Here is a 25,299-nt window from a genome sequence, read left to right on the forward strand (position 1 = left end):
GGATGACGACGTACAGTCACACGTACGGCCGGCGCGGGAACCGGCCGGGATCCGATACGCGATCACCGGGAGACGCTCATGGCGCAGTCGCAGCATGTCAAGGTCATCGGCCTGCCTCACAGCAAGGAGGCCTACGCGATCCGCGACTTCCTGAAGCGCGGCGTGGTCGAGTACGAATGGTGCGAACTGACGTCCGACACCGATTGCGTGCGCGAGCTGGGCATCGCGCCGCTGCGCGACGTCCGGCTGCCGGTGGTCGTCTTTCCGGACGGCACCTGCATCTACCAGCCGACGCTGCCGGAGATCGCCGCGAAGCTCGGCTGGGTCGCCCGGCCGCGCTTCATCGAGTACGACGTATCGATTTACGGCGCCGGCCCGGCCGGCCTGTCGGCGGCCGTCTACGCGGCGTCCGAGGGGCTGCGGGCCGTCGTGATCGAGCGCGACGCGATCGGCGGGCAGGCCGGCACGAGTTCGCTGATCGAGAACTACATGGGGTTTCCGGAGGGCATTCCGGGCGCCGAGCTGGCGGAGCGCGCGCGCCAGCAGGCGGTGAAGTTCGGCGTCGAGCTGCTGATGATGCGCGAGGGCGTGCACGCGACGTTCGTCGACGGCAAGATCCGCGTCGACATGGCCGACGGATCGATCCTGACCGCGCGCTCGAACATCTGCGCGACCGGCATCGAATACCGCAGCCTCGGCCTGTCCGACGAACCGAAGTTTCTCAACGCGGGCCTGTACTACGGCGCGGGATCGAGCGAAGCGCCGATGTGCGAGGGCAAGCACGTGTTCGTCGTCGGCGGCGGTAATTCGGCCGGCCAGGCCGTGATGAACTTCGCGCGTCACGCGCGCGAAGTCACGATGATCGTCCGGGGTGCGTCGCTCGCGGCGACGCTGTCGCGCTACCTGATCGACCGGATCGAGCGCATGCCGAACGTGACGGTGCGCTATGGCACGACCGTCGATGCGCTGCAGGGCGACGGGCGGCTCGAGGCGATCGTGCTGCGCACGGAAGACGGCGCGCGCGACGTGCTGCCGGCCACGCACCTGTTCGTCTGCATCGGCGGTGCGCCGAACACCGACTGGGCGCGCGACACGAACATCATCCGCAATCCGGGCGGGTACCTGGTGACGGGCAGCGATCTGTACGACTGCCCGGACTTCGAGCGCGTGTGGCCGCTCGAGCGCCGGCCGTATTACCTCGAAACCAGCGTGCCCGGCTCGTTCGCGGCGGGCGACGTCCGTTCGGGGTCGGTCAAGCGGGTGGCGTCGGCGGTCGGCGAAGGGGCGATGGCCGTGACGTTCGTGCACCGGTTCCTCGGCGAGGACGCGCACCGGCCGAGTGGGACCTGAACCGCGCGGCGCGGGTGACGGCCCGCGCCGGTGCGCGTCGGTGCGTTACATCAGCCCGCCGTCGACACCGGCAGCCGGAACGTCAGGACGGACCCGCCATCGCCGCGCGGCGCGGCTTCGAGCGTGCCGCCATGCGCTTCGACGATCGAGCGGCAGATCGCGAGCCCCATCCCCATGCCGTGCGATTTCGTCGTGAAGAACGGGTCGAAGATCCGGTTCGCGATCCCGGCATCGATGCCCGCGCCGCGGTCGGCAATGGACACGGTCGCGTAGCCGTTGCCGGCCTGCGACGCGATGTCGAGCTCGCGCGACGCGGCCAGCCCGTCCATCGCGTCGAGCGCGTTGGTGACCAGGTTCAGGATCACCGGCTGGATCTGCGTGCGATCGGCCATCACGCGGATGCCGGCGCAATGCAGGTCGACACGCAGCGCGACCTGCTTCGCGTCGATTTCGGTCGCGGTGAGGCGCAGCATGTCGCGGATCAGGTCGTCGATCGCGAGCGGTGCGAGCGCGGGCGGCGTCTGGCGGGCGAGCGAGCGCAGCGCGCGCACGATGTCGGCCGCGCGCAGGCCGGACGCGCGGATGTCGTCGAGGCTCGCGAGCGCCTCGCCGAGATCGGGCGGCGTGCCGCGCAGCCAGCGCGCGCACGCGCCGACGCTCGACACGATGCTCGTCAGCGGCTGGTTGATCTCGTGCGCGATCGACGCGGCCAGCTCGCCCATCACGGTCATGTGCGCGGTGCGCGCGAGCTCGGTGCGCGCATGCCGCAACGCGGCTTCGGTTTCGAGCCGGCGCGCGTTCTCGTCGATCAGTTCCGCATAAAGCCGCGCGGATTCCAGCGCGTTGGCCGCCTGCGGCGCGAGCATTTCGAGCATCGCGATGCGGCGCGGCGAAAACACGCCGTTGCTCAGTGCGTTCTCGAGATACAGCACGCCGATCAGCACACCCTGTTTCAGCAGCGGCAGGCAGAACAGCGACCGCGTGGGGTGCGCGTGCAGGCTGTCGACGTGATCGGGCAGGCCTTCGCGCTGCGCGTTCGCGAGCACGACCGGCTTGCGGGTTCGCGCGACGGTGTTCAGGATCGACAGCGGCACATCGTGTTCGGTGGGTTCGCTGCGGGCGATCTCGACAACCACGTCGCTGTCGACGATCCGCGCGGCGGCCTCGATCGTCAGCCGGTCGTTGCGGGCGAGCAGCAGCAGGCCGTAGCCGGCGCCGGCGTACACGATCATGTTGCGCATCAGCGTCTGGATCAGGCGCTCCAGCACGATTTCTTCGGATAACGAATGGGATGCGCGCATCGCGAGCGCGAAATCGAGGTCTTCGCGCGCGGGCACGGACGCACCGCCCGGCGGCGGCTCCATCACGAGGAATGCATGCTGCGCTTCCAGCGCCTGCGCCTTGCCGGTCGCGCCCCAGCGCCGGTAGCACGCATGCGCGAGCCGCAACTGATGGCGCGAGGGGCCGGTGAGCCCGAGCGACATCGCGTGGCGCGCGGCCAGTTCGTGCGCGAGCGCCTGTTCGTGCACGAAACCGCGCTCCGCCGCAAGGCTGGCCGACGCCTCGTACTGCTGCATCGCCACGACGTGGTCGCCGCGCACGCGTGCGAATTCGGCGTCGATCAGCGCGAGCTTGTTGCGGAACGTCGCCGGATTGCGCGCGCTCCAGTCGACGAAGCGCGCGTGCTGCGGCGCGAAGCGTTCGAGCAACGGCTCGGGCGGCGTCGCGCCGCCGTCGGCCGCGATGCCGGCGAGCACGCTGAACAGGTGGAAATCGGACAGCATGATGTGCGCGGGCGTCGACCACGCGCTTGCCGCGGCCGCATCGAGTGCCGCGCGTGCCGCGCTCGCATCGCCGAAGATGAACGCCGCCTGGCCGGCGAGCACGTCGGTCCAGAACTGCAGGACCGACATCGGCGTTTTCGTCGACACGCGCATGCGCCAGGTGCCGACCGGCTGGTCGTAGCCGAACTGCAGCGCATCGACGAATTCCGACTGGGTGGACACGAGGTCGACGATGTCGTCGTAGCGCGCGCCGCGCGCGATCGCGAGCAACGGATCGATCTCGTCGCGAATCGCCGGCAGCGCTTCGCCCATCGACAGCAGGTCGCTGACGATGTGGTTGCAGCTGTAGCACATCCAGCGCAGCTCGGCGCTCGCATTGCCGGCCGCTTTCGCTTCGCGCGCGCGGTCGAGCGCGTACGACAGCGGCCGGGTCCACACGCTCACCTGGTCGAGCGCGATCAGCGTCGCGGAGCGGTAGCGCTCGAAGCCGTGGCGATCGACCAGCGCAAGCGCAACCTTCGCGAATTCGAAGCCGTCTTCATACGCGCCGTGATGCTCGGCAATGCTCACGCCGTACCACGCGAGCCCCTGTACCGATGCGGCGGTGACGCCGTGCTGCAGCGTCAGCCGGACCATCGTCGCGAAATGCAGCAGCATCAGCCCGCCGCTCGGGTAAAACATCGCCGCTTCGAGCGCGGTCAGCAATGCCATCGTCGCTTCGACGCGCGTGTCGGTCGTCACGGGCAGCTCGACCAGATCGCCGATCGCGCGGCCGGCGAGCGCGTCGCGCACGGCGTCGCAGGCCGCCGCGAGATCGGCGGCGCTCGGCTCGGCCGGCAGCGTCACGCCGAGCAGCGCGAGCCCCTGCAGCGCGACGTCGACCGCCTGCCGGTAGCGCGACTCGACGGTAAGCTGCGCGGCCTTCAGCCGGTGGGCCTCGGCGCGGTCGGCCGGCGTGCGCGTGCGCGCCATCAGCTCGTCGATCGCGGCGGAGGCCAGCGCGGTCGCGCCGGTCGCGAGCAGCAGGCCGCCGCGCAACATGCCGATGCGGCTCGCGAGGCCGTAGTGCTGCGACCACGCGTGCGGGCCGAGCAGCGTTTGCGCACGCGAGAGAAACGACAGCGCGCGATCGCGCGCGGCAACCGTGGCCGCCGCTTCCGCGGCTGCGACCAGCGCGTCCGCGAACGCGAGCGCGAGCGTGCGGTCGAGCGGCGCGGTGTGCGCCTGCTCGATCTGGGCGGCCAGTTCCAGCAGCGCTTCGGTCGATCGCGCGTTCGTGCGCGCGAGCATCGCTGTGGCGATCCGGGCGTGGCATTGCGCGCGCTCTGCGCGCCCGGCGAGCGCGTGAGCGGCCTCGAGGACGCGGTCGTGCACGCAACGCCAGCGGTCGTCGGAGCTCGACACGAGGCCCGCCTTGCGCGCGGGGTCCATCCAGAACGCGAGTTCGGCGCGCGTCTTGCCGGCGGCGGCGCACAACAGCGCGGCGTCGGCATCGGTGCCGGTGCAGGCGAGCAGCGACAGCAGCGTTCTCGATTCATGCGGCAGCCGCTGCATGCGGACCGCGAGCAGGCTCACGACATTCTCGGCGAGGTGGTGCGCGTCGAGGTCGGCCGGCTGCCACTGCCACGTCCGTTGCGCCGGGTCGTACGCGAGCAGCCGCTCGTCGATCATCGTGCGCACGAACTGCTGCACGTAGAACGGATTGCCGCCGGTCCGGCGGGTCACGACGTCGCCGAGCCCGGACAGCCGGTCCGGCGTTTCTCCGAGCAGGCCGGCCAGCATGTGGGTGACGCCGGGCGCGTCGAGCGGCGCCAGCGTCAGCGCCGACACGCGGGCGGGATCGAGCTGCTGCAGGAAGCGGCGGAACGCCGGCGGCTGGTCGAGCTGCGATCCGCTGCGATAACCGGCGACGATGCAGACGTGGGCCGGCGGATCGAGCGCGATCGACGCGAGAAACGCGAGCGTCGCGTCGTCGGCCCACTGGATGTCGTCGAGCGCCATCACCAGCGGCTCGACTGGCGTCGCGAATGCGCGGAACGCATTCACGACGATCCGACACAGGTGAAATTCCGGAATGGCATCGGTATGGCCGAACGCGACGGGCTCGACATCGAGTAGCCACGCGATCTCCGGAAAGAGGCCGGACAACAGGCTGGCCTGATGGCCGACGCTTGCGCGCAGCCGCGCGACGATCGCGGCGATTTCGTCGTCGCGCCTGGCGAGCGCGCTGCCGAACAGCGCGCGCAGCGCCTGCAGCACCGGCGCGTAGGGCCGGGCGGGCTGGAACCGGTCGATCTTCGCCGACGTGCGCCAGGCCGTGGGCGATGCCGCGCGCGCCGCGCGCATGAAATCCTCGGCCAGCGCGGTCTTGCCGACACCGGCCGGCCCGTCGATCAGGACGATGGCCGTCTCGCCGGTTTGCAGGACCGCGGCGAGCGCGGCCGCGAGCCGGCGGGATTCGGCTTCCCGCCCGACCAGCCGGTCGGGCGTGCGCAAACCGGCGAGCGGATCGCTGCCGCCGAGCGCGAACGGCTCGACCCGGCCGGCGGCCTGCCGGTCGCGCCGGATACGTTCGAGATCGTGCTGTACCGCGTCGCAGGACGGGTAGCGTTCAGCGGGCTCCTTCGCGATCAGTTTCAGCAGCAGGTCGCTCAGGATCGCGGGCAGGTCGTCGCGCACGCTCGTGGCAGGCGACGGCTGCATCGCGACGTGCGCGTGCACCCATTCGGACGTCGACGCGGCCTTGTACGGCAGCGCACCCGTCAGCAGCCGGAACAGCGTGATGCCGAGCGCGTACAGGTCGGAGCGCTCGTCGATGCACGCGCCCTCCGAGACTTCGGGGGCCGCGTACGCGGCGAATTCCGCGCGCAGCGGATTCGCCGCGGCGTGTTCCGTCCGACGATTTTGCGCATGCGCGAACGAGCGAAGCATGACCGTGCCGTCGGGTGCGGCGACGAAACTGGCCGGTTGCAGGTCGCCGTGCAGCCAGCCGCGCCGATGCAGCGCACCGAGCGTGCGCACCGCCTGGATCGCCGTGTCGAGGAAGGCGTCGAGCGGCAGCCGCCCGTCCGCGAGCGTGTCGAACGCCTCGCCGTCGACGCGCGGATAGACGAGCACCGGGCCGTCCGCCGCGCGGATCAGCGCGACCGGCAGCAGTGCCCATACAGGGTCCAGCACGCCGTTCAATGCGTACTCGCGCTCGAATTGCCGGCAGCGCCGGTCGGATTCCCAGCCGGTCCGACACGCGGACCACACGCGCCCGGTTTCGGCATCGGTCAGGTCGAAACACAGCACGTCGTCCGCGCGGACCGCATTCGACAGACGGGCACGCGCCAGCCAGTCGGCATCCATTCGCTTCGTGTCGTCGGAGTTATGCAAGGGTGGGTTCACGATCAGGGCAGGCTGAGTGGAACGGAGAAAAAACGGCGTGTCGACGGGCAGCGGCCGGGCTCGATCGCGCGCGAGGCGTGCCCGTGCATTGTCCGACAGCCTGCGGAAATCTGCAGGACCCCCTCCCGCGATTCCCGGCGCGCGGGCCGCACGGGGGCCGACTAAACCAATAGATAATGGCCGGCGCGCGCGCCACGCCATACGATAGGTTCATGCCTGCCGGCCCGCATCGATGCGGCCGGACGGGCGGAACAGGGGGTGCCGCCTCGCGGGGCGGCGCACGATGCGGAGCAGCATAAGGCGAGTGCGGATCATGTATACGTTCGGGCGGGTGACGGTTTCCCTTGAGTGCCGCGAAGTCTGCGTCGACGGGCAGCCCCGGTATATCGGCGCCCGGGCATTCGAGATTCTCGAGCTGCTGGTCAAGGCGGCCGGCAGGCTCGTGTCGAAGGACGAGATCATGGAGGCCGTGTGGCCGAACACGATCGTCGTCGAGAACAACATCCAGGTGCACATCTCGACGCTGCGCAAGCTGTTCGGCGGCAAGCACGGCTGGATCCGGACCGAGTCGGGCCGCGGCTACCGGCTCGCGCCGCCGGCCGACGCGGCCCATGGCGGGCGCCTGCCGGACGCGCTCGAGCCGGTGCGCGGCGCCCGCGCGGGTGCCGCACCGCGCAAATGTCCGCTGATCGGCCGCGAGCAGGAAGCGGCCGAGCTGCACGCGCTGCTCGAACACGAGGCGTTCGTCACGCTGGTCGGCCCCGGCGGCGTCGGCAAGACGCATCTCGCGCTGGAGGTTGCCGCCGCGTGGTCGGCCGTCCGCGGTATCGAGATGATCCGGATCGACCTGGCCGGCTGGCAGGGCGGCGCGACGCTGGAGTCCGCGGTGCTGGACGCGCTCGGCCTGCCGGGCGGCCCGGCCGCCGGGCCGGCGGACGTCGTGCGCGCGATCGCCGGGCAGTGCGTGATGCTGGTGTTCGACAACGCCGAGCAGCATGTCGGCGAACTGGCGGACCTGTGCGAAGCGATCGCCGACGAGAATCCCGACGCGATCCTCGTCGTGACCAGCCGCGAGCCGCTGCGGGTTGCCGGCGAGCGCGTGTATCGCGTCGGGCCGCTGCCCGTGCCGCCGGCCGGCGCGACCGAAGGCGAGATCGTCGCGTGCGGGGCCGTCCGCATGTTCCTGGCACGGGCGCGCGCGATGGGCACCGACGTGCCCACCGAAGGGAAGACGCTGGATGCGATCGCGACCATCTGCCGCCGCCTGAGCGGCCTGCCGCTCGCGCTCGAACTCGGCGCGGCACGCGTCGCGCTGCTCGGGATCCAGGGGCTGGCCGCCGATCTCGACAAGTCGGTGCTGTCGTTGTCCGGCGGCCTGCGGACCGCCCATCCGCGCCAGCAGACGCTGCGGGCCACCATCGAGTGGAGCTACCGGCTGCTCGGCGATGCGGAGCGCACCGTGCTGTGCCGCCTCGCGGTGTTTCCGGATGCGTTCCGGCTCGACGCGGCGTGCGCGCTCGCCGCGTGCGACGAACTGGGCGCCGCGCGGGTGCTCGACTGCCTGGTCAGTCTCGCGTCGAAATCGTTGCTGGTCGTTCATTCGGTCGGGCTGTCGAAGCGTTATTCGCTGCTCGAGGTCGTGCGCGCGTATGCGCTCGAGAAGCTGACGGAGTCGGGGGAGGCGGGCCGCGTGCATGCGCGGTGTGAGTCCTTCGCCGACGACGAACACACGGATACGCGTCCGCCGGCGCCGGCCGCGTCCGCCCAGCCGCTGCTGGCGGCAGGGCCGTGGGCATGACGCACTGATCCCGGCGACGGGGTAACGCCTGTCGGTGCAGCCCCGCATTGCATCGCGATGTACTGGATTGACAAAATTTTCAGGTTCTCATTTCATGGCCATTGTTTGCATCATCGATGACGATGCGTCGGTCCGTAAGAGTCTTGCCAGCCTGCTGAAATCGGCTGGCCATACCGCATTGCCGTTTGCGTCGGGCGAGGACTTCCTGGCTGCCGATGCGCTGGACGACGCGGCTTGCGTGCTGGTCGACCTGAAGATGAAAGGGATGAGCGGGCTCGACGTCCAGCGCCTGCTGATTCAGCGCAAGGCGACGCTGCCGGTCATCTTCATGTCGGCGCACGGCGACGACGAATCGATCCGCCGCGCGCTGGCGCAAGGCGCGATCGCGTTCCTGCGCAAGCCGTTTCCGTCGGACGACATGATCAACCTGATCGACCGGGTCGCATCCGGCGCGCCGCCCGCATGAACGGCGTCCCGCCGACCGGCCGCGCCGTCCACCGTGCGGCGGTTCCGCCCGGCTTCGGGTTAGTTTATCATTCGATAATGAAGCGGATGCCTACACAGGGAATGCAATGGCGAGTACGCCGGACATGATGTCGATCGGCCACGGAGGCGCGGGAGACGCCGCGCCGATCGTCTATGTGGTCGACGACGACGAAACGCTGCGGCGCGCGTTGAGCGCGCTGTTGCGTTCGGCGGGATTTCGCGTGGAGACCTTCGCGTCGTCGCGCGCGTTTCTCGCGTTCGAGCGGCCCGATGTGCCGAGCTGCCTGATCCTCGACGTGCGGCTTGCCGACGAGAGCGGGCTGGCCGTCCAGGAGGCGGCGGTGCGCGCGGGCCTGAACGTGCCGATCCTGTTCATGACGGGTTATGGCGACGTGGCCACGACGGTCAAGGCGATGAAGGGCGGCGCGCTCGATTTCCTCACGAAGCCGTTCGACGACGACGCGATGCTCGATGCCGTCGGCCGCGCGCTGGAGCGCGACCGCACGCTGCACACGGTGCGCGGCGCCTATGCGTCGTTGACGCCGCGGGAGCGCGAAGTGATGAGCCAGGTGGTCGCGGGCCTGATGAACAAGCAGATCGCCGCGAATCTCGGCCTTCAGGAAATCACGGTGAAGGTGCATCGGGCACAGGTGATGAAGAAGATGCAGGTGCGCACGCTGCCGGATCTCGTGCGGCAGGCCGATGCGCTGGGCGTGCGCCCGGCCGGCGCGCGCGACTGACCGCACCGGCCCGGCCGTGCGGCGCAACGGCGCGGGCCTCGACGCGGCGGGCCGTGCCGCGATGACGCGGACCTCGACGTGGCGGGCCGCGCCGCGATGACGCGGACGACGGCGCTCATGCGGCCACCGTGCTGTCGGCATCCGCGGCGTGCGTGACAGCGCGCACGTCGGGTTGCGCGGCCGGCCGCGCGGCGGGCGTGCCGTCGAACGCGGCGACGAGATGTTCGGCGAGCGCGCGAATGCGCGCGGGCAGGTTGCGGCGCGAGTGATAGAGCAGCGATGCATCGAGATCGCCGACCTGCCAGTCGGGCAGCAGGCGAACGAGTGCGCCGTCGCGCTCGAGCGGCCGCGCAACATGCTCGGGCAGCACCGCGAAACCGGTGCCGCGAGCCGTCGCGAGAATCAGCGTGTCGAGGCAGTTCGAGCTGATCGCGCCGGCGAGACGGATCTCGGCGATCGCGCCGCTGTGCCGGTGCCGCAGCGGCCATGCCGAACCGGCGGTGCCCGTCTTGCCGCCGTGCGGGTCCATGCGTTCGAGCGCCTGCGGCGTGAGCGCCGCGCCGCTTGCAGCGCGATACCGCGGGCTCGCGTAAAGGCCCATCGGGATGCGCCCGAGACGCCGCTCGATGCACGTGAGGCTCGACGTGCGTTCGGTGACGATCGACAGGTCCGCTGCGCCGTTCAGCGCCGCGCTCGGATGATCGGCCCAGTCGACCCGGATCCGCACGAGCGGGTATTGCCGGTTGAAATCGGCGAGCACCGGCACCAGCCGGTCGGCGCCGAACAGGTTCGACGCCTCGATCGAGATCTCGCCCTGCATCTCGCTTGCATTGGCGTGACAGCAGACGGAAAAATGCTCGTATTGCTCCAGCAACGCGAGCGCCTGTTCGAGCACGTCGTGGCCGACGCGCGTCAGCGTCACCTTGCGCGTCGTGCGGTGAAACAGCAGCACGCCGAGCGACGTTTCGAGGCACTGGATCGAGCGGCTGATGCAGGGGACGCCGAGCCCGTGAAGTTCGGCGGCTTTCGTGAAGCTGCCGTGCTCGGCAACCGTCTTGAGTATCTCGAGCGTTTTCAGGCGATCCATGACGGGTCCCGCTTCGGTGAATTCGATACGCTCAATGTAGGCAGCGAACCGGCGCCGGGCAACTCAAAAAACGTTAGGTAAGCTTAAAAGCGAATTTAAGATTCGTGAGGCTATCCGAACGAACGAACGAATGAACGGCCGGCACGTCCGCGCATTGCGGTTTTTTCAGAGCCGGTTGGCGCGTTGCGCACCGTTTTCCGGCGCGGCGGCTGGCGGTGTCCATCCGCCGCCCAGCGCGCGCACCAGGGCGACCGTCGCGATCGCGAGCGCCTGGCGGCTGTGGATCAGTTGGCGTTGCGCGTTCAATGCATCGCGGTCCGCGTCGATGACCTCGAGATAGCTGACATAGCCGTGCGCGTAGCGGCTCAGCGACAGCCGCGCCGCTGCTTCGGTCGAGCGCGCCGCGCTGTCGTAGCGCACGATCCGCTCGTTCTGCGCGGCGATGTCGTTGAGCGCGTCCTGCACCTCGCGCAGCGCGCCCAGCGCGGTCGCGCGATAGTTCGCATCGGCGAGTGCCGTGCCGGCCGTCGCGGCGGCGACCGCCGCGTCGCGCTTGCCGCCGTCGAACAGCGTTTCGGCCACGCTCGCCCCGAGGCCCCACAGCGAGCTGTTGCGGTCGAGAAACGAACCGAGGTCGCGGCTCGCGAACCCGCCCTGGGCCGTGAGCGTCAGCGTCGGCAGCCACGCGGTGCGGGCCACGCCCGTTTCGAGTGATGCCGCATCGACACGCCGCGCTGCCGCATAGACGTCCGGCCGTTGCGCAAGCAGCGCGGACGGCAGGCCGGGCGGCACCGCCGGCACGCGAATCGCGGCGGCGGTCGGCGCGACCGCGAAGCCGGTCGGCGACACGCCGGTGAGCACCGCGAGCGCGTCGACGAGGTTTTCGCGCAGCCGCCGGCTGTCCGCGAGATCGGCGCGCGCGGTGTCGAGATCGGCCGCCGCGCGCAGCGCGTCGAGGTCGCTTGCCGCGCCGGCCCGCACGCGCGCGGCGATCACGTCGAGCGCGGTGCGGCGCAGCTCGATCGCGCGGGCGAGCGTCGCCAGATCCTCCTCGACGAAATGCAGCGTCAGGTAGTCGCTCGCGACCTCGGTCGCGACGCGCAGCCGCACGGCCGCGCGATCGGCGTCGGCCTGCAGCACGTTCTGCCTGCCGATCTCCGCGTCGCCGCGCAGGCGGCCCCACAGATCGACTTCGTAGCTCGCGTTGAACGGCACCGACCAGTTGTGCATCATGCGCTTCGGCAGTGCGTTGTCGACCGTGCCGGACACGCGCGAGCGGTTGAACGACGGATCGACGCCGACGGTGGGCGACAGCGCGGCTTCGCGCACGCCGAGCAGCGCCTGCGCCTGGTCGACGCGCGCGGCGGCTGCGCGGATGTCGTCATTGCCGGCGAGCGCCGCGTCAACGAGCGCGACGAGCGGCGCATCGCCGAACGACGCGGGCCACCCGGCGAGCGACGGGGCCGGTTCGCCGGGTGCATCCGCATGACGGAACCGGTCGGTGCCGACCGGGACGGGCGCGAGCGGCTGCGGCGCGATCGTGCAGGCGCCCAGCAGGCCGGCGGCGAGCAGCGCGACGAGGCGGCTCATGGCTGCTCGCGGCCGGGTTGCAGCGTGACGACGACCGACAGGCCGGGCCGGATGCGCGGCTCGGTCGACGCCTGCCCGTCGAGCAGGATCTTGACCGGCACCCGCTGCGTGACCTTCGTGAAGTTGCCGGTCGCGTTGTCGGGCGGCAACAGCGCAAACTGCCCGCCGGTCGCGGGCGACAGGCTGTCGACGTGCCCGCTGAAGGTCAGGTCCGGCAGCGCGTCGAAACGCAGGCGCACGGCGTCGCCGGCGCGCACGTGCTCGAGCTGCGTTTCGCGGAAGTTCGCGACGACCCACGGGTGCGGCTCGACCAGCGTCAGCAGCGCCTGGCCGGGCGCGACGTGCTCGCCGGTCTCGACGGTCTTCTTGCCGACGCGGCCGTCCGATGGCGCGACGACGGTCGTGTACTGCAGTTGCAGCTCCGCGTCGCGCAAGTCGGCGTCGCTCTGGTGCGACACTGCGTCGGCCGCCTGCCACGCGGCCTGCGCGCTGCGCTGCTGCGCTTGCGCCGCGTCGATGCGCGCACGCGCGGATTTGCGCGCCGCGTTGGCCGCGTCGAATTCCTGCTGCGAGAGCCCGCGCGGCGTTTCGCGGGTCAGTTCGCGCGCCCGTGCGTAGTCGAGTTCGGCCTTCTCGGCGTCGGCATGCGCGGACACGAGCGTCGCGTCGGCCTGCTCGACCTGCGCCTTCGTGCGCATCGCATCGGCGCGCGCCTGCGCGACGCGTGCGCGCTGCAGTGCGACGCGCACGTCGAAATCGCGCGGGTCGAGCCGCACGAGCGGGTCGCCCGCATGCACGAGCTGGTTGTCGTTCACCAGCACGCGCTCGACCGTGCCGGCCACGCGCGGCGAGATCACGTGCAGGTGGCCCGTCACGTACGCGTCGTCGGTGCCGCGCTCGTGCGCATCGAATTCGTAGACCAGCAGCGCGACGAGCAGCAGCGCGGCTGCGGCGACCAGGACGATCGGCCACCGGCGCGCGCGCGGAGGGGAGGCGGGCGGCGGGTTCGACGCATTCGGCGGGTTCGTGCTCACGATCGGGTGACTCCATCGTACGGACAGGGTTCTTCACATCGCGCTATGCTTGCGCGAGCCTCAAATGCGGGAGCCGCACGACGATGAACACCACGTTCGCCCCTGGTGGCGCGACACCGGGGCCGGCGGCCGCGCCGGCCGCCGACATACCGACGTTTCGTTCGATCGCCGCGATCGCGGCCGTGCTGCTCGGCGCGATCATCTCGACGCTGACGTCGCGCATCACGTCGCTCGGGCTCGCCGACGTACGCGGCGCACTCGGCGTCGGCTTCGACGAGGGCGCGTGGATCAACACCGCGTTCACCGCATCGCAGATGTTCGTCGGGCCGCTCGCGATCGCGGCGGCCTTCGTGTTCGGCACGCGCCGCGTGCTGCTGGCGGGTGCCGCGGTGTTCCTGGTCGTCGAAAGCGTGCTGCCGCTGTGCACGAACTTCGGCACGTTCATCGTGTTCCAGAGCGTGGCGGGTTTCGCGTCCGGCGTGTTCGTGCCGCTGACCGTCGGGTTCGTCGTCCGCACGCTGCCGCCGCGGCTCATCCCGTTCGGCATCGCCGCGTACGCGATGAACCTCGAGATGTCGCTGAACCTGTCGGCGACGCTCGAAGGGTGGTACAGCGAACACCTGAGCTGGCGCTGGCTGTTCTGGCAGAACGCGCTGCTGACCGTGCCGTTCATCGTGTGCCTGATGCTGTCGCTGTCGACCGAACCGATCAAGCGCTTCGCGTCCGGTATCGACACGCGCGGCATGCTGCTCGGCGCCGGCGGCTTCGCGTGCCTGTGCATCGCGCTCGACCAGGGCGAGCGGCTGTTCTGGTTCCAGTCGCCGCTGATCGTCACGCTGCTGGGTGTCGGCATCGTGATGGTGGCCGCGTTCCTGATCCACGAGCTGGCGTCGCGCAGTGCGGGTCTCGATCTCGGCTACCTCGCGCTGCCCAACGTCGCGTGGCTGATCGTGCTGGTCGGCCTCGTGCGCTTCACCGTGCTCAACACGAGCTTCATTCCGTCGGCGTTTCTCGCGAGCACCTACGGGCTGCGCCCGCTGCAGATCGGCGACACGCTGCGCTGGATCGCGATTCCGCAACTGCTGTTCGCACCGTGCGTCGCGTGGCTGCTGCAACGCGTCGATCCGCGCCGCCTGATCGTCGCCGGCTTCGTGATGGTGGCGTTCGCGTTCGCACTCGGCGCGCGCCTCACGCCCGTGTGGGCCGAACCCGATTTCATCCCGTCGCAACTGCTGCAGGCGCTGGGCCAGACGATGGCGCTCACGTCGGTCATCTTCTTTTTCGGCAAGCACGTGACGGCCGAGCACGCGCTGACGTTCGGCGCGGTCGTGCAGACGACGCGCCTGCTGAGCGGGCAGCTCGGCACGACGTCGATTGCGGTGATCCAGCGCATCATGGAGGCTACCCATTCGAATCTCGTCGGTCTGCATGTCACGCTGTCGGATCCGCAAACGCTGGAGCGCTTGCGGGCCGGCGCGGCGTCGCTGGTCGCGCACGGTGCGACTTTCGCGACCGGCGACCAGGCGACTTACGCGCTGCTCGACCGGGCGGTTCGCGTCCAGGCGACCACGCTCGCGCTGGCCGACAACTTCCGGGTCGCGATGGCGTTCGCGATTGCGGGGGCGTTGATCGGCTTGCTGCTCCGGCCGGCGCGTACGCAGTGAGCGCCCGCCGCCGCAGCGGCGTGCCGCGTGCATCGACGATCTTAGCGACGGTGTGCGTCGCCGCGGAATCGCGACGACCTGAAAATTTCTGAATAATGCTGAACGGCGCGCCGGCACGACGGACGGGCGCGCCGTGCCGCGCGGCTTACGCTTTCAGGAACGCGAGCAGTTCGGCGTTGACCCGGTCGGCATTGACGACGCACATGCCGTGCGAGCCGCCCGGGATCACCTTGAGTTCAGCGTGCGTCACGATCTTCGCGGACAGCCGGGCCGAATCATCGATCGGCACGATCTGGTCGTCGTCGCCGTGCAGGATCAGCGTCGGCACGTCGATCTTCTTCAGGTCTTCCGTGTAGTCGACCTCGGAGAATTCCTTCACGCACAGGTACTGGCCGTACGCGCCGCCCATCATGCCTTGCGCCCAGAACGCGTCGATCGTGCCTTGCGACACCTTCGCTTCCGGCCGGTTGAAGCCGAAGAACGGCACCGCGAGATCCTTGTAGAACTGCGAGCGGTTTTCCGCGACGTTCTTGCGGATCCCGTCGAACACGTCCATCGGCAGGCCGCCGGGATTGGTCGCCGATTTCACCATCTGCGGCGGCACGGCGCCGATCAGCACGGCCTTCGCCACGCGCTTCGTGCCGTGCCGCCCGATGTAGTGCGCGACTTCGCCGCCGCCAGTGGAGTGGCCCACGAGCGTGGCTTCGTGCAGGTCGAGCGCATTCATCAGCGCGGCGAGATCGTCGGCATACGTGTCCATGTCGTTGCCCTGCGACGGCTGGCTCGAGCGGCCGTGACCGCGGCGATCGTGCGCGATCACGCGGTAGCCGTGCTGCACGAGGAACAGCATCTGCGCGTCCCACGCGTCGGCGCACAGCGGCCAGCCGTGCGAGAACACGACCGGGCGGCCGCTGCCCCAGTCCTTGAAGTAAATCTGCGTACCGTCTTTGGTGGTGATCGTATTCATCGCATGGGTTCCTTGGTGGGCGGAAGCGGCGTGTTTGGGGGGGGCGGCTGCTGCTGCTGCCGGCAGCGCGGCGGCTGCAACGGCGGTTGCGCCGGCGAGCAGCATGTCTCGGCGGCGTGCCGAGGGAACGGCGTCGGTATCTGCGGGACGCATGAAGGCTCCTTGAACGTGCGGTACAACGATGCCGCGTTGGATGGTGGGTTCGAATCTGCCCGCAGGCGGCAATCCTGCCGGCAGCCGGCGTGCGTTCGACGCCGCGCGCAGGCCGGCGCGCGAACGTCGCGAACGAACGCCGACAGGAGCCTATCCCGCGGCCCTGCGGGCTGTACTGAAAATGCGCTGAATTTTCGTGAACCCCCATGCGGCGCACGCCGTATGCCGCCTGCGCGCACCGACCAGAAAAATTAAGTCTCGAATCAAGACTCTTCAGCGGCGGCCCGCTATCGTCAGCATCAGATCACCCCGTCGCGGGCCGGTGCCGGTTCGCGTCGGCGGATAACGATCGCGTTGCGGGCGGGTGCGAGGCATCCGGCCCGCGTCACCTGCCTGGATCTGCCATGGACGCATTCAATCGCTGGGAGCACGTGATGACGCTGCTCGACCCGTCGCCGGCCGCACGCCGTTGTGCGCCGTCGCTTGTGCGCGACCCGGACGCCGCGCGCCGCCGCCATCGCGACGATGCATCGACCGCGGCGAGCGGCGGCGTGCGCCGCCGTTGCGCGATCATCGCCGCCGAGCGGCAGACCGATTCGTCGGTCCTGGTGTCGTGGAGCGACCCGACGCGCTGCCGCTATGACGAGCAGCGCTGGATCAGCGCGAAGTCGCGCGCGCTCGCGCGCTGCGCGCTGACCGGCATGACGATTCACACCGGCGATGCGATCTACAAGCCGCAATGGCGCGGAGCGAAACGTCCCGCGAACTACTGGGAGGTGATCCTCGCGTCCGAGATGGACCGCTTCATCGGCCGGCTGTCCCGGTCGTGACCAGGGACGCGGCCGCCCGTCCGCCGGCCGACGCCGGCGGGCGCTGCCTTTTTATCACTGAGGAATCCGTATGAGCACGTTCACGACCCGCGACGGCGTTTCGATTCACTACAAGGACTGGGGCGCCGGTCGCCCGGTCGTGTTCATTCACGGCTGGCCGCTGAACGCGGATATGTGGGACGTCCAGATGCATCATCTCGCGTCGAACGGCCTGCGCTGCATCGCCTACGACCGGCGCGGCTTTGGCCGGTCCGGCCAGCCGTGGACGGGATACGACTACGACACGCTGGCGGACGATCTCGCGACGCTGATCGAAACGCTCGGCCTGCGCGACGTGACGCTCGTCGGTTTCTCGATGGGCGGCGGCGAGGTGGCACGCTACATCGGCGGCACGGCACGCGCCACATCGCGAAAGCCGTGCTGATCGGCTCGGTGACGCCGCTGGTCGCGCGGCGCGACGATCATCCGGACGGTGTCGACGTCGCCGTCTTCGACGCGATTCGGGCGGGCATCGTGGCCGATCGCGCGGCGTTCTTCGAGCAATTCTGGCCGCTGTTCACCGGCTCGAACCGGGCCGCTTCGACGATCTCGCGCGCCGCGCTCGACTGGACGTCGTTCATGGCGCTGCAGGCCGGGTTGAAGGGGACGCTCGACTGCGTCGGCGCGTTTTCCGAAACTGATTTCCGCGCGGATCTCGACAAGTTCGACGTGCCGACGCTCGTGATTCACGGCGACGACGACCAGACCGTGCCGCTCGCGCTCACGGGTGCCGTCGCGGCGCAGCGCGTGCCTTACGCGACACTGAGCGTCTACGAGGGCGGCCCGCACGCGTTGTACCTGACGCATGCGCAACGCCTGAACGACGAATTGCTGGCGTTCGCACGCGCATGATGCGGCAGTGGCGGCAGAGGCGGCAGTGACGTGGCCGGGCGGCCGGCTCACTCCGCCCATTTCGATCCGAGTACCAACCCGCAGAAATTTGTCCGACGATAGTCCGGGTCGCAACGCTCGAGCACATCGGCGCACACGTTGCCGAACGCGGTAGCGGGGCGATGGGCGGTGCCCGCGGCGAGCGCCTCGAGAAACAGCTCCTTGAAGCCCGGGCCGCGTGGCCATGCGCGCAGGATCGCGTCGCGTTCGGACAGGCTTACCTCGTCGAAGTGATGTGCGAAGAGATCGGTCTCGACGCCGGCGCCGAGCAACGTCGTCAACGGCGTCATGTACGGATGGATTCCGAACGCCGTATGCAGCGCGATCGCGCGCCAGACCTCCGCCGCATCGTCGGCGGCGACGCCGTATCCTCCGACGAATGCGTGCGCCGCATTCGCGCCGTCGATCTCGAAGCGCCGGCGCGAATGCCGGTAGCGCTCCGTCAAACCGAAGTGATGAAACAGCGCGGCGACGTACAGCAGTTCGGCGTCGAACGCGATGGCACGATGCAGCCCGATGATCGATGCAAATACGAACACGCGCATCGCGTGCCGGAACAGCAGTTCCGGTTCGCACGCGCGCACGGTGTCGGCGGCTTCCCGTGCGAGCGGGCCGTCGGGAATGCTGATGCCGGCGATACGGTTGCCCATGGTCGTTTTCCTCGCGGCGTGACGGCAGTCGCTTGACGCCCGCGCCATCGATCCATCGTCGCGCGCCGCGCCGCTGAATGTCCTGAGCGGCGCCTGAATCGTTATGAACGGAAAATCCGACCGGCCGTCGCGCGCGGAATCGGTTTCACCGCGTCTTGCACGTCTTTTTTACCTGCTAATTTATCGGCAAATCACGCGTACCGTTTTTCCAATTAACGAGTCGGAGAATTAATTCCGGCAAATCACGCGTTTTATCCTACGAAACAGGTTCATGGATGAATCACTGGTTCGCGTGTTGTGAATGCGGCAGGCCGCGCCGCGCTAGGCGGGTTGCGGTGCACGTGTGCGGAGGCGCCGGGAAAATCGTGGTTTTCGTCGATTCAAAAAATTTGCTCAGTAGATTCTGATTATTTGAATCATCGCGACAGGCAAATGCCGTAGCATTGGCGTCAAATCGATGTCACTTTTGACAGGGCATCGATGCACGCAATCGATTGAAAATTCTCATGATCCGGATTGGAACGCTACACGTATTTCTTGACAGGCGTGAAATTCGCTCGAACGGCAAACTGCTGCGCATCGGCAGTCGCGCATTCGAAATTCTCGAACTCCTGATTCGCGCGAACGGCGCACTGGTCTCGAAAGACGAGATCATGCAGCGCGTGTGGCCGCACACGGTCGTGGAGGAAAACAACCTGCAGGTGCATGTCGCCGCGTTGCGCAAGGCGCTTGCCGACGATCGCAACCTGATCGTCACGGTGCCGGGGCGCGGTTATCGGCTGGTCGGTGGCCAGGCCGACGTCGCGGCCCCCGCGCGTGCGACGACATCGCGGCTGACGGCCGCGCCGACCGTGCTCGTCGGCCGCGAGCAGACCGTCGCCGAGGTGCTGGCGGCGCTCGACACCGCGCGTGTCGTGACGCTGGTCGGGGCGGGCGGCATCGGCAAGACGCGGGTCGCGCTCGAAGCAGCCATGCGCGCCGAAGCGCGTTTTCCGGATGGCGCCGCGTTCGTGTCGCTGGCCACGGTCGCTTGTCCGCAATTCGTGCCCGACGCGCTGGCGGCGGCGTTCGGCATCGCGCAACCCGCCGGATCGCTGACGCTCGAAGCGGTACTGGCCAGCGTCGCGGACCGCCGGATGTTGCTGGTGCTCGACAATTGCGAGCATCTGCTCGACGCGGCCGCGCGGATCGCAAGCGCGCTGACCGAATCCGACGCCGGCTTGTGCGTCCTCGCGACCAGCCGCGAGGCGCTGCGTATCCAGGGCGAACGGCTGTGTCCGATCCCGCCGCTCGACGTGCCGGGCGAAGGCGCCGACGATGCCGAAACGCTGGACGCGAGCGCGGTGCAGCTGTTCTCGGCGCGCGCGCAGGCCGCCGATCCGCGCTTCCCGCTCGACGAACGCAGCGTGTCGCTGATGGCGTCGGTGTGCCGGCGCCTCGACGGTCTGCCGCTCGCGATCGAACTGGCCGCGGCCCGCGCGGCCGTGCTCGGCATCGACGTGCTGGCCGCGCATCTGGACGACCATTTCCGGTTGCTGACCGGCGGGTTCCGCACGGCGTTGCCGCGTCATCAGACGCTGCAGGCGATGTACGACTGGAGCTACCGGCTGCTCGGGGAGGCGGAGCGCCTGCTGTTGCGATGGCTCGGCGTATTCCGCGGCACCTTCTCGATCGACGCGGTGCGGGAGATCGTCGGAACCACGCGGCTGGCCGATGCGGACCTGCTCGACACGATCGCCGGCCTCGTGTCGAAGTCGCTGCTGAGTCTCGAAAGCGCGCACGGCGCGCCGCGCTACCGGCTGCTGACGACCACGCGTGCGTACGCGCTGCAGCAGCTCGAGAACAACGGCGAATGCGCGGCTGCCGCCCGTGCCCATGCGAACTACTTCCACGCGTTGTTCCGGCTCGCGCCGGCAGACGACGGCGGCCCGCGCGCCGAATCGCGGCTCGACGTTGTCCGGCGCGAGCTCGGCAACCTGCGCGCGGCGCTCGACTGGGCGTTTTCGCCGAACGGCGATGCGGAGGTCGGCATCGCGCTGGCGGCCGTGGCGGTGCCGTGCCTGTTCGACCTGTCGCTGGTGGACGAGTGTCGCGAGCGAGCCCACGCGGCGCTCGATTCGATGCGCGGCGTCGATGAGGCGCACTCGCGCGACGATGCGCGCGTGCGTCTGCTGGCCGCGTATGCGGCCGCGCTCGCCCATACCGCCGGGTCGACCCAGGTCGTGCACGACGCATGGTCCGAAGTGCACGCGCTCGGGTTCGACACGGGCGAGAGCGAGTTGCCGCCGCGCGAATCCTAGCCGCGCGGCCAGCGCGCCTTCAGAACGTTTCAGGCTGAACACAGGACCGGGCCGGCCGGTGCGTCTACATTGGACGCACGCAGACCGTCGGCGATGCGCGTGCGTGCGGGCAGGCAATCGGCTCGCGCGGCAGCGTACCGCGGTCGCGCCGCCGCCGAATGCCGGAGCGGGGCGGCGGCCGGCACACGTGCCGCCCGCGGCGGCTTCGCGCGTCATCGAACGACTACCGCATGAAACCTGTCCAGTCCGACCTTTCGCGCCACGATTCGCCGCAGGCGGCCGCACGCCGGAGCGCGTCGTGCGCGATGCGCGCGTGCGGGTTCCGCGCGCGTCGCGCCGCACGCATGCGGCCCATTCCATCATGCTGAACCTGTCCGCCACGGTCGCTTATGGCGTACCGATCGTCGTTGCCGACCTCGTCGCATGGCGGCTGCTCGGGCCCGGCCGTTCGACGACGAAGGCGATGTGGCGCTGCGCGTCGTTCGCCGCGCTGACCTATGTGCTGTTCGCGACCGGCGTGAGCCCGCTCGCGGTCCCGCCGTCGCCCGACCGCCTCGACCGGCTGGCGATCCAGGTGATCGGGGTCGCGTGGTGGCTGCAGTGCGCGCTCGTGTTCAGCCTGATGCTCGACCATCTGCTGCTGCCGCGCGCGTGGCGCACCCAGCGGCTGTTTCACGACATCGCCGCCGGCGCCGTGTTCGGCGCGGCCGCGGTGGCTGCGCTCGGTTACGTGCTGGGCCTGCCGCTGAGCGGGCTGGTCGCGACCTCGGGCGCGGTGGCCGTGATCCTCGGGCTGGCCGTCCAGAACACGCTGAACGACGTGTTCTCGGGCCTCGTGCTGAATACCACCCAGCCGTTCCGGCTCGGCGACACGGTGTCCATCGGCGAACTGGAAGGGCGCATCGTCGAAAGCAACTGGCGCGCGACCAAGCTGATCAACAGCCTCGGCAACCTGGTCGTCGTGCCGAACAGCACGGCGGCGAAGACGACGATCGTCAACCTGAGCGAACCCGAGAACGTGCACGGCGTGACGCTGACGATCGAGATCGATCCGGAAGTGCGGCCGGCCATCGTCGTCGATGCGCTCGATCGCGCCGCCGCCAGTTCGCTGGACGTGCTGGCCAGTCCCGCGCCGGTCGCGATCGTCAAGGCGTTCCGTACCAATTCCGTCGAATACGAACTCGTCTGCTACGTCGACGCGCTGCAGAAGAAGGTCGCGGTGCGCAACCGGCTCTACGACCTGGCCCACCGGCACCTGTCCGCCGCGGACATCGCGTTGCGCCCGTTGGGTGGCGCCGCCGCGACGCACCGGCTGGTGTCGCGCGGGCAACGGCTGCTGCGCGCGGTCGAACTCTTCCGGCAGCTCGGCGACGACGATCTGGCGGTGCTCGCCGATGCGCTCGCGTCACGCGTGTTCCACAAAGGGGACGTGATCTACGCATCGAATGCCGATACGCGCCTGCTGACGATCGTCGGGGCCGGCGTCGCGTCGGTGTTCGTGCCGGGCGCGACGGGCGACATCGAGGTCAGGCGGATGGCGCCGGGCGATGCGATCGGCCAGTCCGTCGTGCTGGCCGGCACGCAACTGCATGCGAGCGTCTACGCGGTGACGACCGTGACGGCCTATCAGCTGAGCAGCGGCGACCTGTCGCCGCTGATCGCGCGCAAGCCCGAGCTTGGGCGGCTGATGTGCGAATCGCTGTCCGAACACATCGCGACCGAGGAGAAGATGATGATCCCGCCGGCCGCGAGGGCGCATGCGTCGTTCAACCTGATCGAGTGGCTCGAGAAGGAGATGAAGCGCCTGCACGATTCGTTCGGCTGATGCAGGGCTGCGGGCTGCGGGAATCAATCCGGGCCGCGGTGCGGTTGCCGCGGGTGGTGCAATCAGGCGAGCGCGGTAAACCGGTCGACGAGATCGGGGCGGGCGAGCTGGTCGACCCACCAGTGCAGCGCGCGTCCGGCCTCGTCGCCGCGCCACGCGATATAGCACTGCGTCGTGTCGCGCATGCCGGTCACCTGGCGGGCGACGAGCTTGCCCTGCGCGATCGCGCGTGCCGCGATGCAGTCCGGGAGCGTCCCCACCGCGAGCCCTTCGCACTGCGCGGCGAGTTTCGCGGCGAGGGTGGGGACTGCGAGATACGGCTGCCCGGCATCGATCGCGACCGAGCGCGGCTGCAGTTCGCGCGACGTATCGCTGATCACGGCGCCGCGATACTCGACGACGGACGCCATCGACAGCGGTTCGGGCAGTGCGGCGAGCGGGTGGGTGGGCGCGACGGCGAACACGTGCCTGAGCGTGCCGATCGGCCGCGCGACGATGTCCGGCAGTTCCGGCGGCTCGCCCGCCGCGCCGACGACGAGATCCGCGCGACGCGAAATCAGCGCATCCCACGTGCCGCCGAGGACTTCGGTGGACAGGCGCAGCCGCGTGTTCATCTCGAGCTCATAGAACGCATGCACGTACGGCCACAATGCCTCGAAGGGCAGGATTTCGTCGATGCAGATGCGCACCTCGGTTTCCCAGCCTTGCTGCGCGCGCTGCGCCTTCAGTTCGAGCTGCTCGGCCGCATGCAGGAGCCGGCGGCCTTCCTCGACGACCACGCGGCCCGCGTGCGTGAGCTTCGCGCGGCGCCCGCTACGGTCGAACAGCGCGACGTCGAGATCGCTTTCGAGCTTTTGTACGAGATAAGTCAGCGCGGACGGTACGCGGTGCAGCAACTCGGCGGCTTCGGCGAACGTGCCGGTGCGGTCGATCGCGTCCAGTGCCTCGAGCGCTTCGAATGACAGCTTCATGATGAATTCCACGGGGGACATCGGGCTGTCATGTTATCGCCAAGCACCGCCGGCTCCAAGACGGATCACGACAATTCATCCGCGTAACGCGATCCGGGCGCCCTCGATCGGCGCGCGTCAGGCCGGCGTCGACGGCTCCTTCTTCGCGGCGGATCTCGAGGCTTGCGCACCGGGCAGCGGGCCGAACATGTGCTGGCCGCACTTCGCGTCGCTCCACGCGGTTTTCAGCTGGATTCCGGACAGCACGCGGCGTGCGACCGGCAGGATCTGTTCGCCGGCGAGGATACCCAGCAGGCCAGCCAGCGCGACGGTGGGCGGCGCCGGCGACGGCACGCCGATCAGCGCATAGACGACGCCCGCGAGAATGCCGGCCAATAACGATGCAATATAGGACGTCATGATTCGGATAAGGGCAATGACAACCGTGTGAAAAATACGGATAAATACCGATCGGTCGAAGATCGGGAAATCACTTTGGAGCGTAGCAGGTCTGCTCCGGCGACGTGTATTCAATTCGGAGGTTTTAAGATCTTTTAAGGCGGGGATTTAGGGTTTTTATTAATCAAATCGATTAATTGGCGCTACGATGAATTCGCGTGTTGAATGACACCGGCTGGTAGGCGAACTTCCCGTCACAGCGCAGTGGGCGCCTCCCGGTTGGCCGGCGAGGCAGGCTCTCTTTTTTCCCGCGTCAAAGGATATGACCGCCATGAGCAATCCGAAGCTTGAAGTCCTCACCCCCCACAACAGCCAGATCATCTTCATCGACCAGCAGCCGCAGATGGCGTTCGGCGTGCAGTCGATCGATCGTCAGGTGTTGAAGAACAACGTCGTCGGGCTCGCGAAGGCCGCGAAGGTGTTCAATATCCCGACCACGATCACGACGGTCGAGAGCGCGAGCTTCTCGGGTCATACCTTTCCCGAGCTGCTCGACGTGTTCCCGAACCAGAAGACGCTCGAACGCACGTCGATGAACTCGTGGGACGACCAGAAGGTGCGCGACGCCCTGGCCGCGAACGGCCGCAAGAAGGTCGTCGTCGCCGGCCTGTGGACGGAAGTCTGCAACATGACGTTCGCGCTCTGCGCAATGCTCGAAGGCGACTACGAGATCTACATGGTCGCCGACGCATCGGGCGGCACGTCGAAGGACGCGCACGACTACGCGATGCAGCGGATGATCCAGGCTGGCGTCGTACCGGTGACGTGGCAGCAGGTGCTGCTCGAGTGGCAGCGCGACTGGGCGCACCGCGAGACCTACGACGCCGTGATGGCGATCGCGAAGGAGCACTCGGGCGCGTACGGGATGGGTGTCGACTACGCGTACACGATGGTCCACAAGGCTGCGCCGCGCACGGCGACGCCGCACGAGTCGATTCCGCCGGTACCGGCGAAGTAATCGCGGGCAGTTGCGACTGCCGGTGCCGATGCCGCGTGCCTTGCATGAATACGCGCGTCGGCGCCAAGAAAATCGCGGGCGGCGTCCGTGACTGCTTCACGGATGTCGCCCGCGCCTGTTTTCCAGGGCGTAGTGCCTGCATTCCAACCTGACCGGGACATTGATCGTATGGAACCTTATCTGGTTTCCCTTGGCGCGGGCTTGCTGATCGGCGTGATCTACAGCGCAATCAAGGTTCGTTCGCCGGCGCCGCCGCTGATTGCCCTTGTCGGGTTGCTCGGCATGGTGATCGGCGTGCAGGCCATTCCCGCCGTCAAACAGCTTTTTGGCTTCTGATCGATACGAGGTGACGCA

Annotated in this window: 18 protein-coding genes and 1 pseudogene; 11 read left to right on the forward strand and 8 right to left on the reverse strand. The window is 68.9% G+C overall.

Annotation, left to right across the window (positions count from 1 at the left end; genetic code table 11):
- The first annotated feature begins 78 nt into the window (after positions 1 to 78).
- Complete coding sequence (locus HAV18_RS17400) at positions 79 to 1,350, forward strand: NAD(P)/FAD-dependent oxidoreductase (RefSeq protein WP_166957957.1); 1,272 nt, start codon at positions 79 to 81, stop codon at positions 1,348 to 1,350.
- A 50-nt stretch (positions 1,351 to 1,400) separates the two neighbouring features.
- Here HAV18_RS17400 and HAV18_RS17405 read toward each other — a convergent pair whose 3' ends face one another.
- Complete coding sequence (locus HAV18_RS17405) at positions 1,401 to 6,725, reverse strand: ATP-binding sensor histidine kinase (RefSeq protein WP_166957958.1); 5,325 nt, start codon at positions 6,723 to 6,725, stop codon at positions 1,401 to 1,403.
- A 112-nt stretch (positions 6,726 to 6,837) separates the two neighbouring features.
- Here HAV18_RS17405 and HAV18_RS17410 point away from each other — a divergent pair, with 112 nt between their 5' ends.
- The 3 genes from HAV18_RS17410 (at position 6,838) to HAV18_RS17420 (ending at position 9,548) form a co-directional block, all read left to right on the forward strand.
- Positions 6,838 to 8,322, forward strand: a complete 1,485-nt coding sequence (locus HAV18_RS17410) for a winged helix-turn-helix domain-containing protein (RefSeq protein WP_166957960.1) — start codon at positions 6,838 to 6,840, stop codon at positions 8,320 to 8,322.
- A gap of 94 nt (positions 8,323 to 8,416) precedes the next feature.
- A complete protein-coding gene (locus tag HAV18_RS17415; RefSeq protein WP_166957962.1) occupies positions 8,417 to 8,788 on the forward strand; it encodes a response regulator transcription factor in 372 nt (123 codons plus the stop codon).
- A 106-nt stretch (positions 8,789 to 8,894) separates the two neighbouring features.
- Positions 8,895 to 9,548 (forward strand): response regulator transcription factor, encoded by a 654-nt coding sequence (locus HAV18_RS17420; protein WP_166957964.1) that lies wholly within the window; start codon positions 8,895 to 8,897, stop codon positions 9,546 to 9,548.
- Between the two features lie 115 nt (positions 9,549 to 9,663).
- Here the strand turns inward: HAV18_RS17420 and HAV18_RS17425 are convergent, their stop codons facing one another.
- The 3 genes from HAV18_RS17425 to HAV18_RS17435 form a co-directional block, all read right to left on the reverse strand.
- Positions 9,664 to 10,635 (reverse strand): LysR family transcriptional regulator, encoded by a 972-nt coding sequence (locus HAV18_RS17425; protein WP_166957966.1) that lies wholly within the window; start codon positions 10,633 to 10,635, stop codon positions 9,664 to 9,666.
- Positions 10,636 to 10,800: 165 nt separating this feature from the next.
- On the reverse strand, positions 10,801 to 12,225 hold the full coding sequence (locus HAV18_RS17430; protein ID WP_166957968.1) for an efflux transporter outer membrane subunit: 1,425 nt from the start codon (positions 12,223 to 12,225) through the stop codon (positions 10,801 to 10,803).
- Complete coding sequence (locus tag HAV18_RS17435; RefSeq protein WP_166957970.1) at positions 12,222 to 13,259, reverse strand: HlyD family secretion protein; 1,038 nt, start codon at positions 13,257 to 13,259, stop codon at positions 12,222 to 12,224. The genes HAV18_RS17430 and HAV18_RS17435 overlap by 4 nt, the downstream gene beginning before the upstream one ends.
- 83 nt (positions 13,260 to 13,342) lie before the next feature.
- On the opposite strand from HAV18_RS17435, the gene HAV18_RS17440 reads away from it, so the two are divergent.
- Entirely contained in the window at positions 13,343 to 14,923 is a 1,581-nt protein-coding gene (locus tag HAV18_RS17440; RefSeq protein WP_166957972.1) for an MFS transporter, read from the forward strand.
- Between the two features lie 145 nt (positions 14,924 to 15,068).
- Here HAV18_RS17440 and HAV18_RS17445 read toward each other — a convergent pair whose 3' ends face one another.
- Positions 15,069 to 15,890, reverse strand: coding sequence for an alpha/beta fold hydrolase (locus tag HAV18_RS17445; protein WP_208102005.1), 822 nt, complete (start codon positions 15,888 to 15,890; stop codon positions 15,069 to 15,071).
- A gap of 557 nt (positions 15,891 to 16,447) precedes the next feature.
- Here HAV18_RS17445 and HAV18_RS17450 point away from each other — a divergent pair.
- Both HAV18_RS17450 and HAV18_RS17455 read left to right on the forward strand, forming a co-directional pair.
- Positions 16,448 to 16,873 (forward strand): DUF3331 domain-containing protein, encoded by a 426-nt coding sequence (locus tag HAV18_RS17450; RefSeq protein WP_166957976.1) that lies wholly within the window; start codon positions 16,448 to 16,450, stop codon positions 16,871 to 16,873.
- Positions 16,874 to 16,943: 70 nt separating this feature from the next.
- Positions 16,944 to 17,764: pseudogene (locus HAV18_RS17455) on the forward strand (alpha/beta fold hydrolase).
- 47 nt (positions 17,765 to 17,811) lie between these two features.
- Here HAV18_RS17455 and HAV18_RS17460 read toward each other — a convergent pair.
- A complete protein-coding gene (locus HAV18_RS17460; RefSeq protein ID WP_166957978.1) occupies positions 17,812 to 18,453 on the reverse strand; it encodes a phosphohydrolase in 642 nt (213 codons plus the stop codon).
- 506 nt (positions 18,454 to 18,959) lie between these two features.
- On the opposite strand from HAV18_RS17460, the gene HAV18_RS17465 reads away from it, so the two are divergent.
- Together HAV18_RS17465 and HAV18_RS17470 are read left to right on the forward strand one after the other, a co-directional pair.
- Complete coding sequence (locus HAV18_RS17465) at positions 18,960 to 20,753, forward strand: winged helix-turn-helix domain-containing protein (RefSeq protein WP_166957980.1); 1,794 nt, start codon at positions 18,960 to 18,962, stop codon at positions 20,751 to 20,753.
- Positions 20,754 to 21,051: 298 nt separating this feature from the next.
- Complete coding sequence (locus HAV18_RS17470) at positions 21,052 to 22,578, forward strand: mechanosensitive ion channel family protein (RefSeq protein WP_347814765.1); 1,527 nt, start codon at positions 21,052 to 21,054, stop codon at positions 22,576 to 22,578.
- 62 nt (positions 22,579 to 22,640) lie between these two features.
- On the opposite strand, the gene HAV18_RS17475 is transcribed toward HAV18_RS17470, so the two are convergent.
- Positions 22,641 to 23,549 (reverse strand): LysR family transcriptional regulator, encoded by a 909-nt coding sequence (locus HAV18_RS17475; protein WP_166957982.1) that lies wholly within the window; start codon positions 23,547 to 23,549, stop codon positions 22,641 to 22,643.
- 117 nt (positions 23,550 to 23,666) lie between these two features.
- Positions 23,667 to 23,948: a XapX domain-containing protein gene (locus HAV18_RS17480; RefSeq protein WP_166957984.1), complete on the reverse strand. Its 282-nt coding sequence runs from the start codon at positions 23,946 to 23,948 to the stop codon at positions 23,667 to 23,669.
- A gap of 310 nt (positions 23,949 to 24,258) precedes the next feature.
- Here HAV18_RS17480 and HAV18_RS17485 point away from each other — a divergent pair, with 310 nt between their 5' ends.
- The gene (locus HAV18_RS17485; protein ID WP_166957986.1) at positions 24,259 to 24,945 is read left to right on the forward strand and encodes a hydrolase; all 687 of its coding nucleotides are present in this window, start codon (positions 24,259 to 24,261) and stop codon (positions 24,943 to 24,945) included.
- Positions 24,946 to 25,113: 168 nt separating this feature from the next.
- The gene (locus tag HAV18_RS17490) at positions 25,114 to 25,281 is read left to right on the forward strand and encodes a DUF1427 family protein (RefSeq protein ID WP_009692709.1); all 168 of its coding nucleotides are present in this window, start codon (positions 25,114 to 25,116) and stop codon (positions 25,279 to 25,281) included.
- Positions 25,282 to 25,299: the final 18 nt, after the last annotated feature.

Origin of the sequence: Burkholderia sp. D-99, assembly GCF_011605345.1 — a bacterium.
GTDB lineage: Bacteria > Pseudomonadota > Gammaproteobacteria > Burkholderiales > Burkholderiaceae > Burkholderia.

What these genes read in the sequence shown, in the direction of transcription:
- HAV18_RS17440 (WP_166957972.1), top strand. Translation starts at nt 13,343, where the DNA reads ATGAACACCACGTTCGCCCCTGGTGGCGCGACACCGGGGCCGGCGGCC.
- HAV18_RS17420 (WP_166957964.1), top strand. Translation starts at nt 8,895, where the DNA reads ATGGCGAGTACGCCGGACATGATGTCGATCGGCCACGGAGGCGCGGGA.
- HAV18_RS17400 (WP_166957957.1), top strand. Translation starts at nt 79, where the DNA reads ATGGCGCAGTCGCAGCATGTCAAGGTCATCGGCCTGCCTCACAGCAAG.
- HAV18_RS17430 (WP_166957968.1), bottom strand. Translation starts at nt 12,225, where the DNA reads ATGAGCCGCCTCGTCGCGCTGCTCGCCGCCGGCCTGCTGGGCGCCTGC.
- HAV18_RS17410 (WP_166957960.1), top strand. Translation starts at nt 6,838, where the DNA reads ATGTATACGTTCGGGCGGGTGACGGTTTCCCTTGAGTGCCGCGAAGTC.
- HAV18_RS17405 (WP_166957958.1), bottom strand. Translation starts at nt 6,725, where the DNA reads ATGGCGTGGCGCGCGCGCCGGCCATTATCTATTGGTTTAGTCGGCCCC.
- HAV18_RS17480 (WP_166957984.1), bottom strand. Translation starts at nt 23,948, where the DNA reads ATGACGTCCTATATTGCATCGTTATTGGCCGGCATTCTCGCGGGCGTC.
- HAV18_RS17490 (WP_009692709.1), top strand. Translation starts at nt 25,114, where the DNA reads ATGGAACCTTATCTGGTTTCCCTTGGCGCGGGCTTGCTGATCGGCGTG.
- HAV18_RS17425 (WP_166957966.1), bottom strand. Translation starts at nt 10,635, where the DNA reads ATGGATCGCCTGAAAACGCTCGAGATACTCAAGACGGTTGCCGAGCAC.
- HAV18_RS17445 (WP_208102005.1), bottom strand. Translation starts at nt 15,890, where the DNA reads ATGAATACGATCACCACCAAAGACGGTACGCAGATTTACTTCAAGGAC.
- HAV18_RS17460 (WP_166957978.1), bottom strand. Translation starts at nt 18,453, where the DNA reads ATGGGCAACCGTATCGCCGGCATCAGCATTCCCGACGGCCCGCTCGCA.
- HAV18_RS17415 (WP_166957962.1), top strand. Translation starts at nt 8,417, where the DNA reads ATGGCCATTGTTTGCATCATCGATGACGATGCGTCGGTCCGTAAGAGT.
- HAV18_RS17475 (WP_166957982.1), bottom strand. Translation starts at nt 23,549, where the DNA reads ATGAAGCTGTCATTCGAAGCGCTCGAGGCACTGGACGCGATCGACCGC.
- HAV18_RS17450 (WP_166957976.1), top strand. Translation starts at nt 16,448, where the DNA reads ATGGACGCATTCAATCGCTGGGAGCACGTGATGACGCTGCTCGACCCG.
- HAV18_RS17485 (WP_166957986.1), top strand. Translation starts at nt 24,259, where the DNA reads ATGAGCAATCCGAAGCTTGAAGTCCTCACCCCCCACAACAGCCAGATC.
- HAV18_RS17465 (WP_166957980.1), top strand. Translation starts at nt 18,960, where the DNA reads ATGATCCGGATTGGAACGCTACACGTATTTCTTGACAGGCGTGAAATT.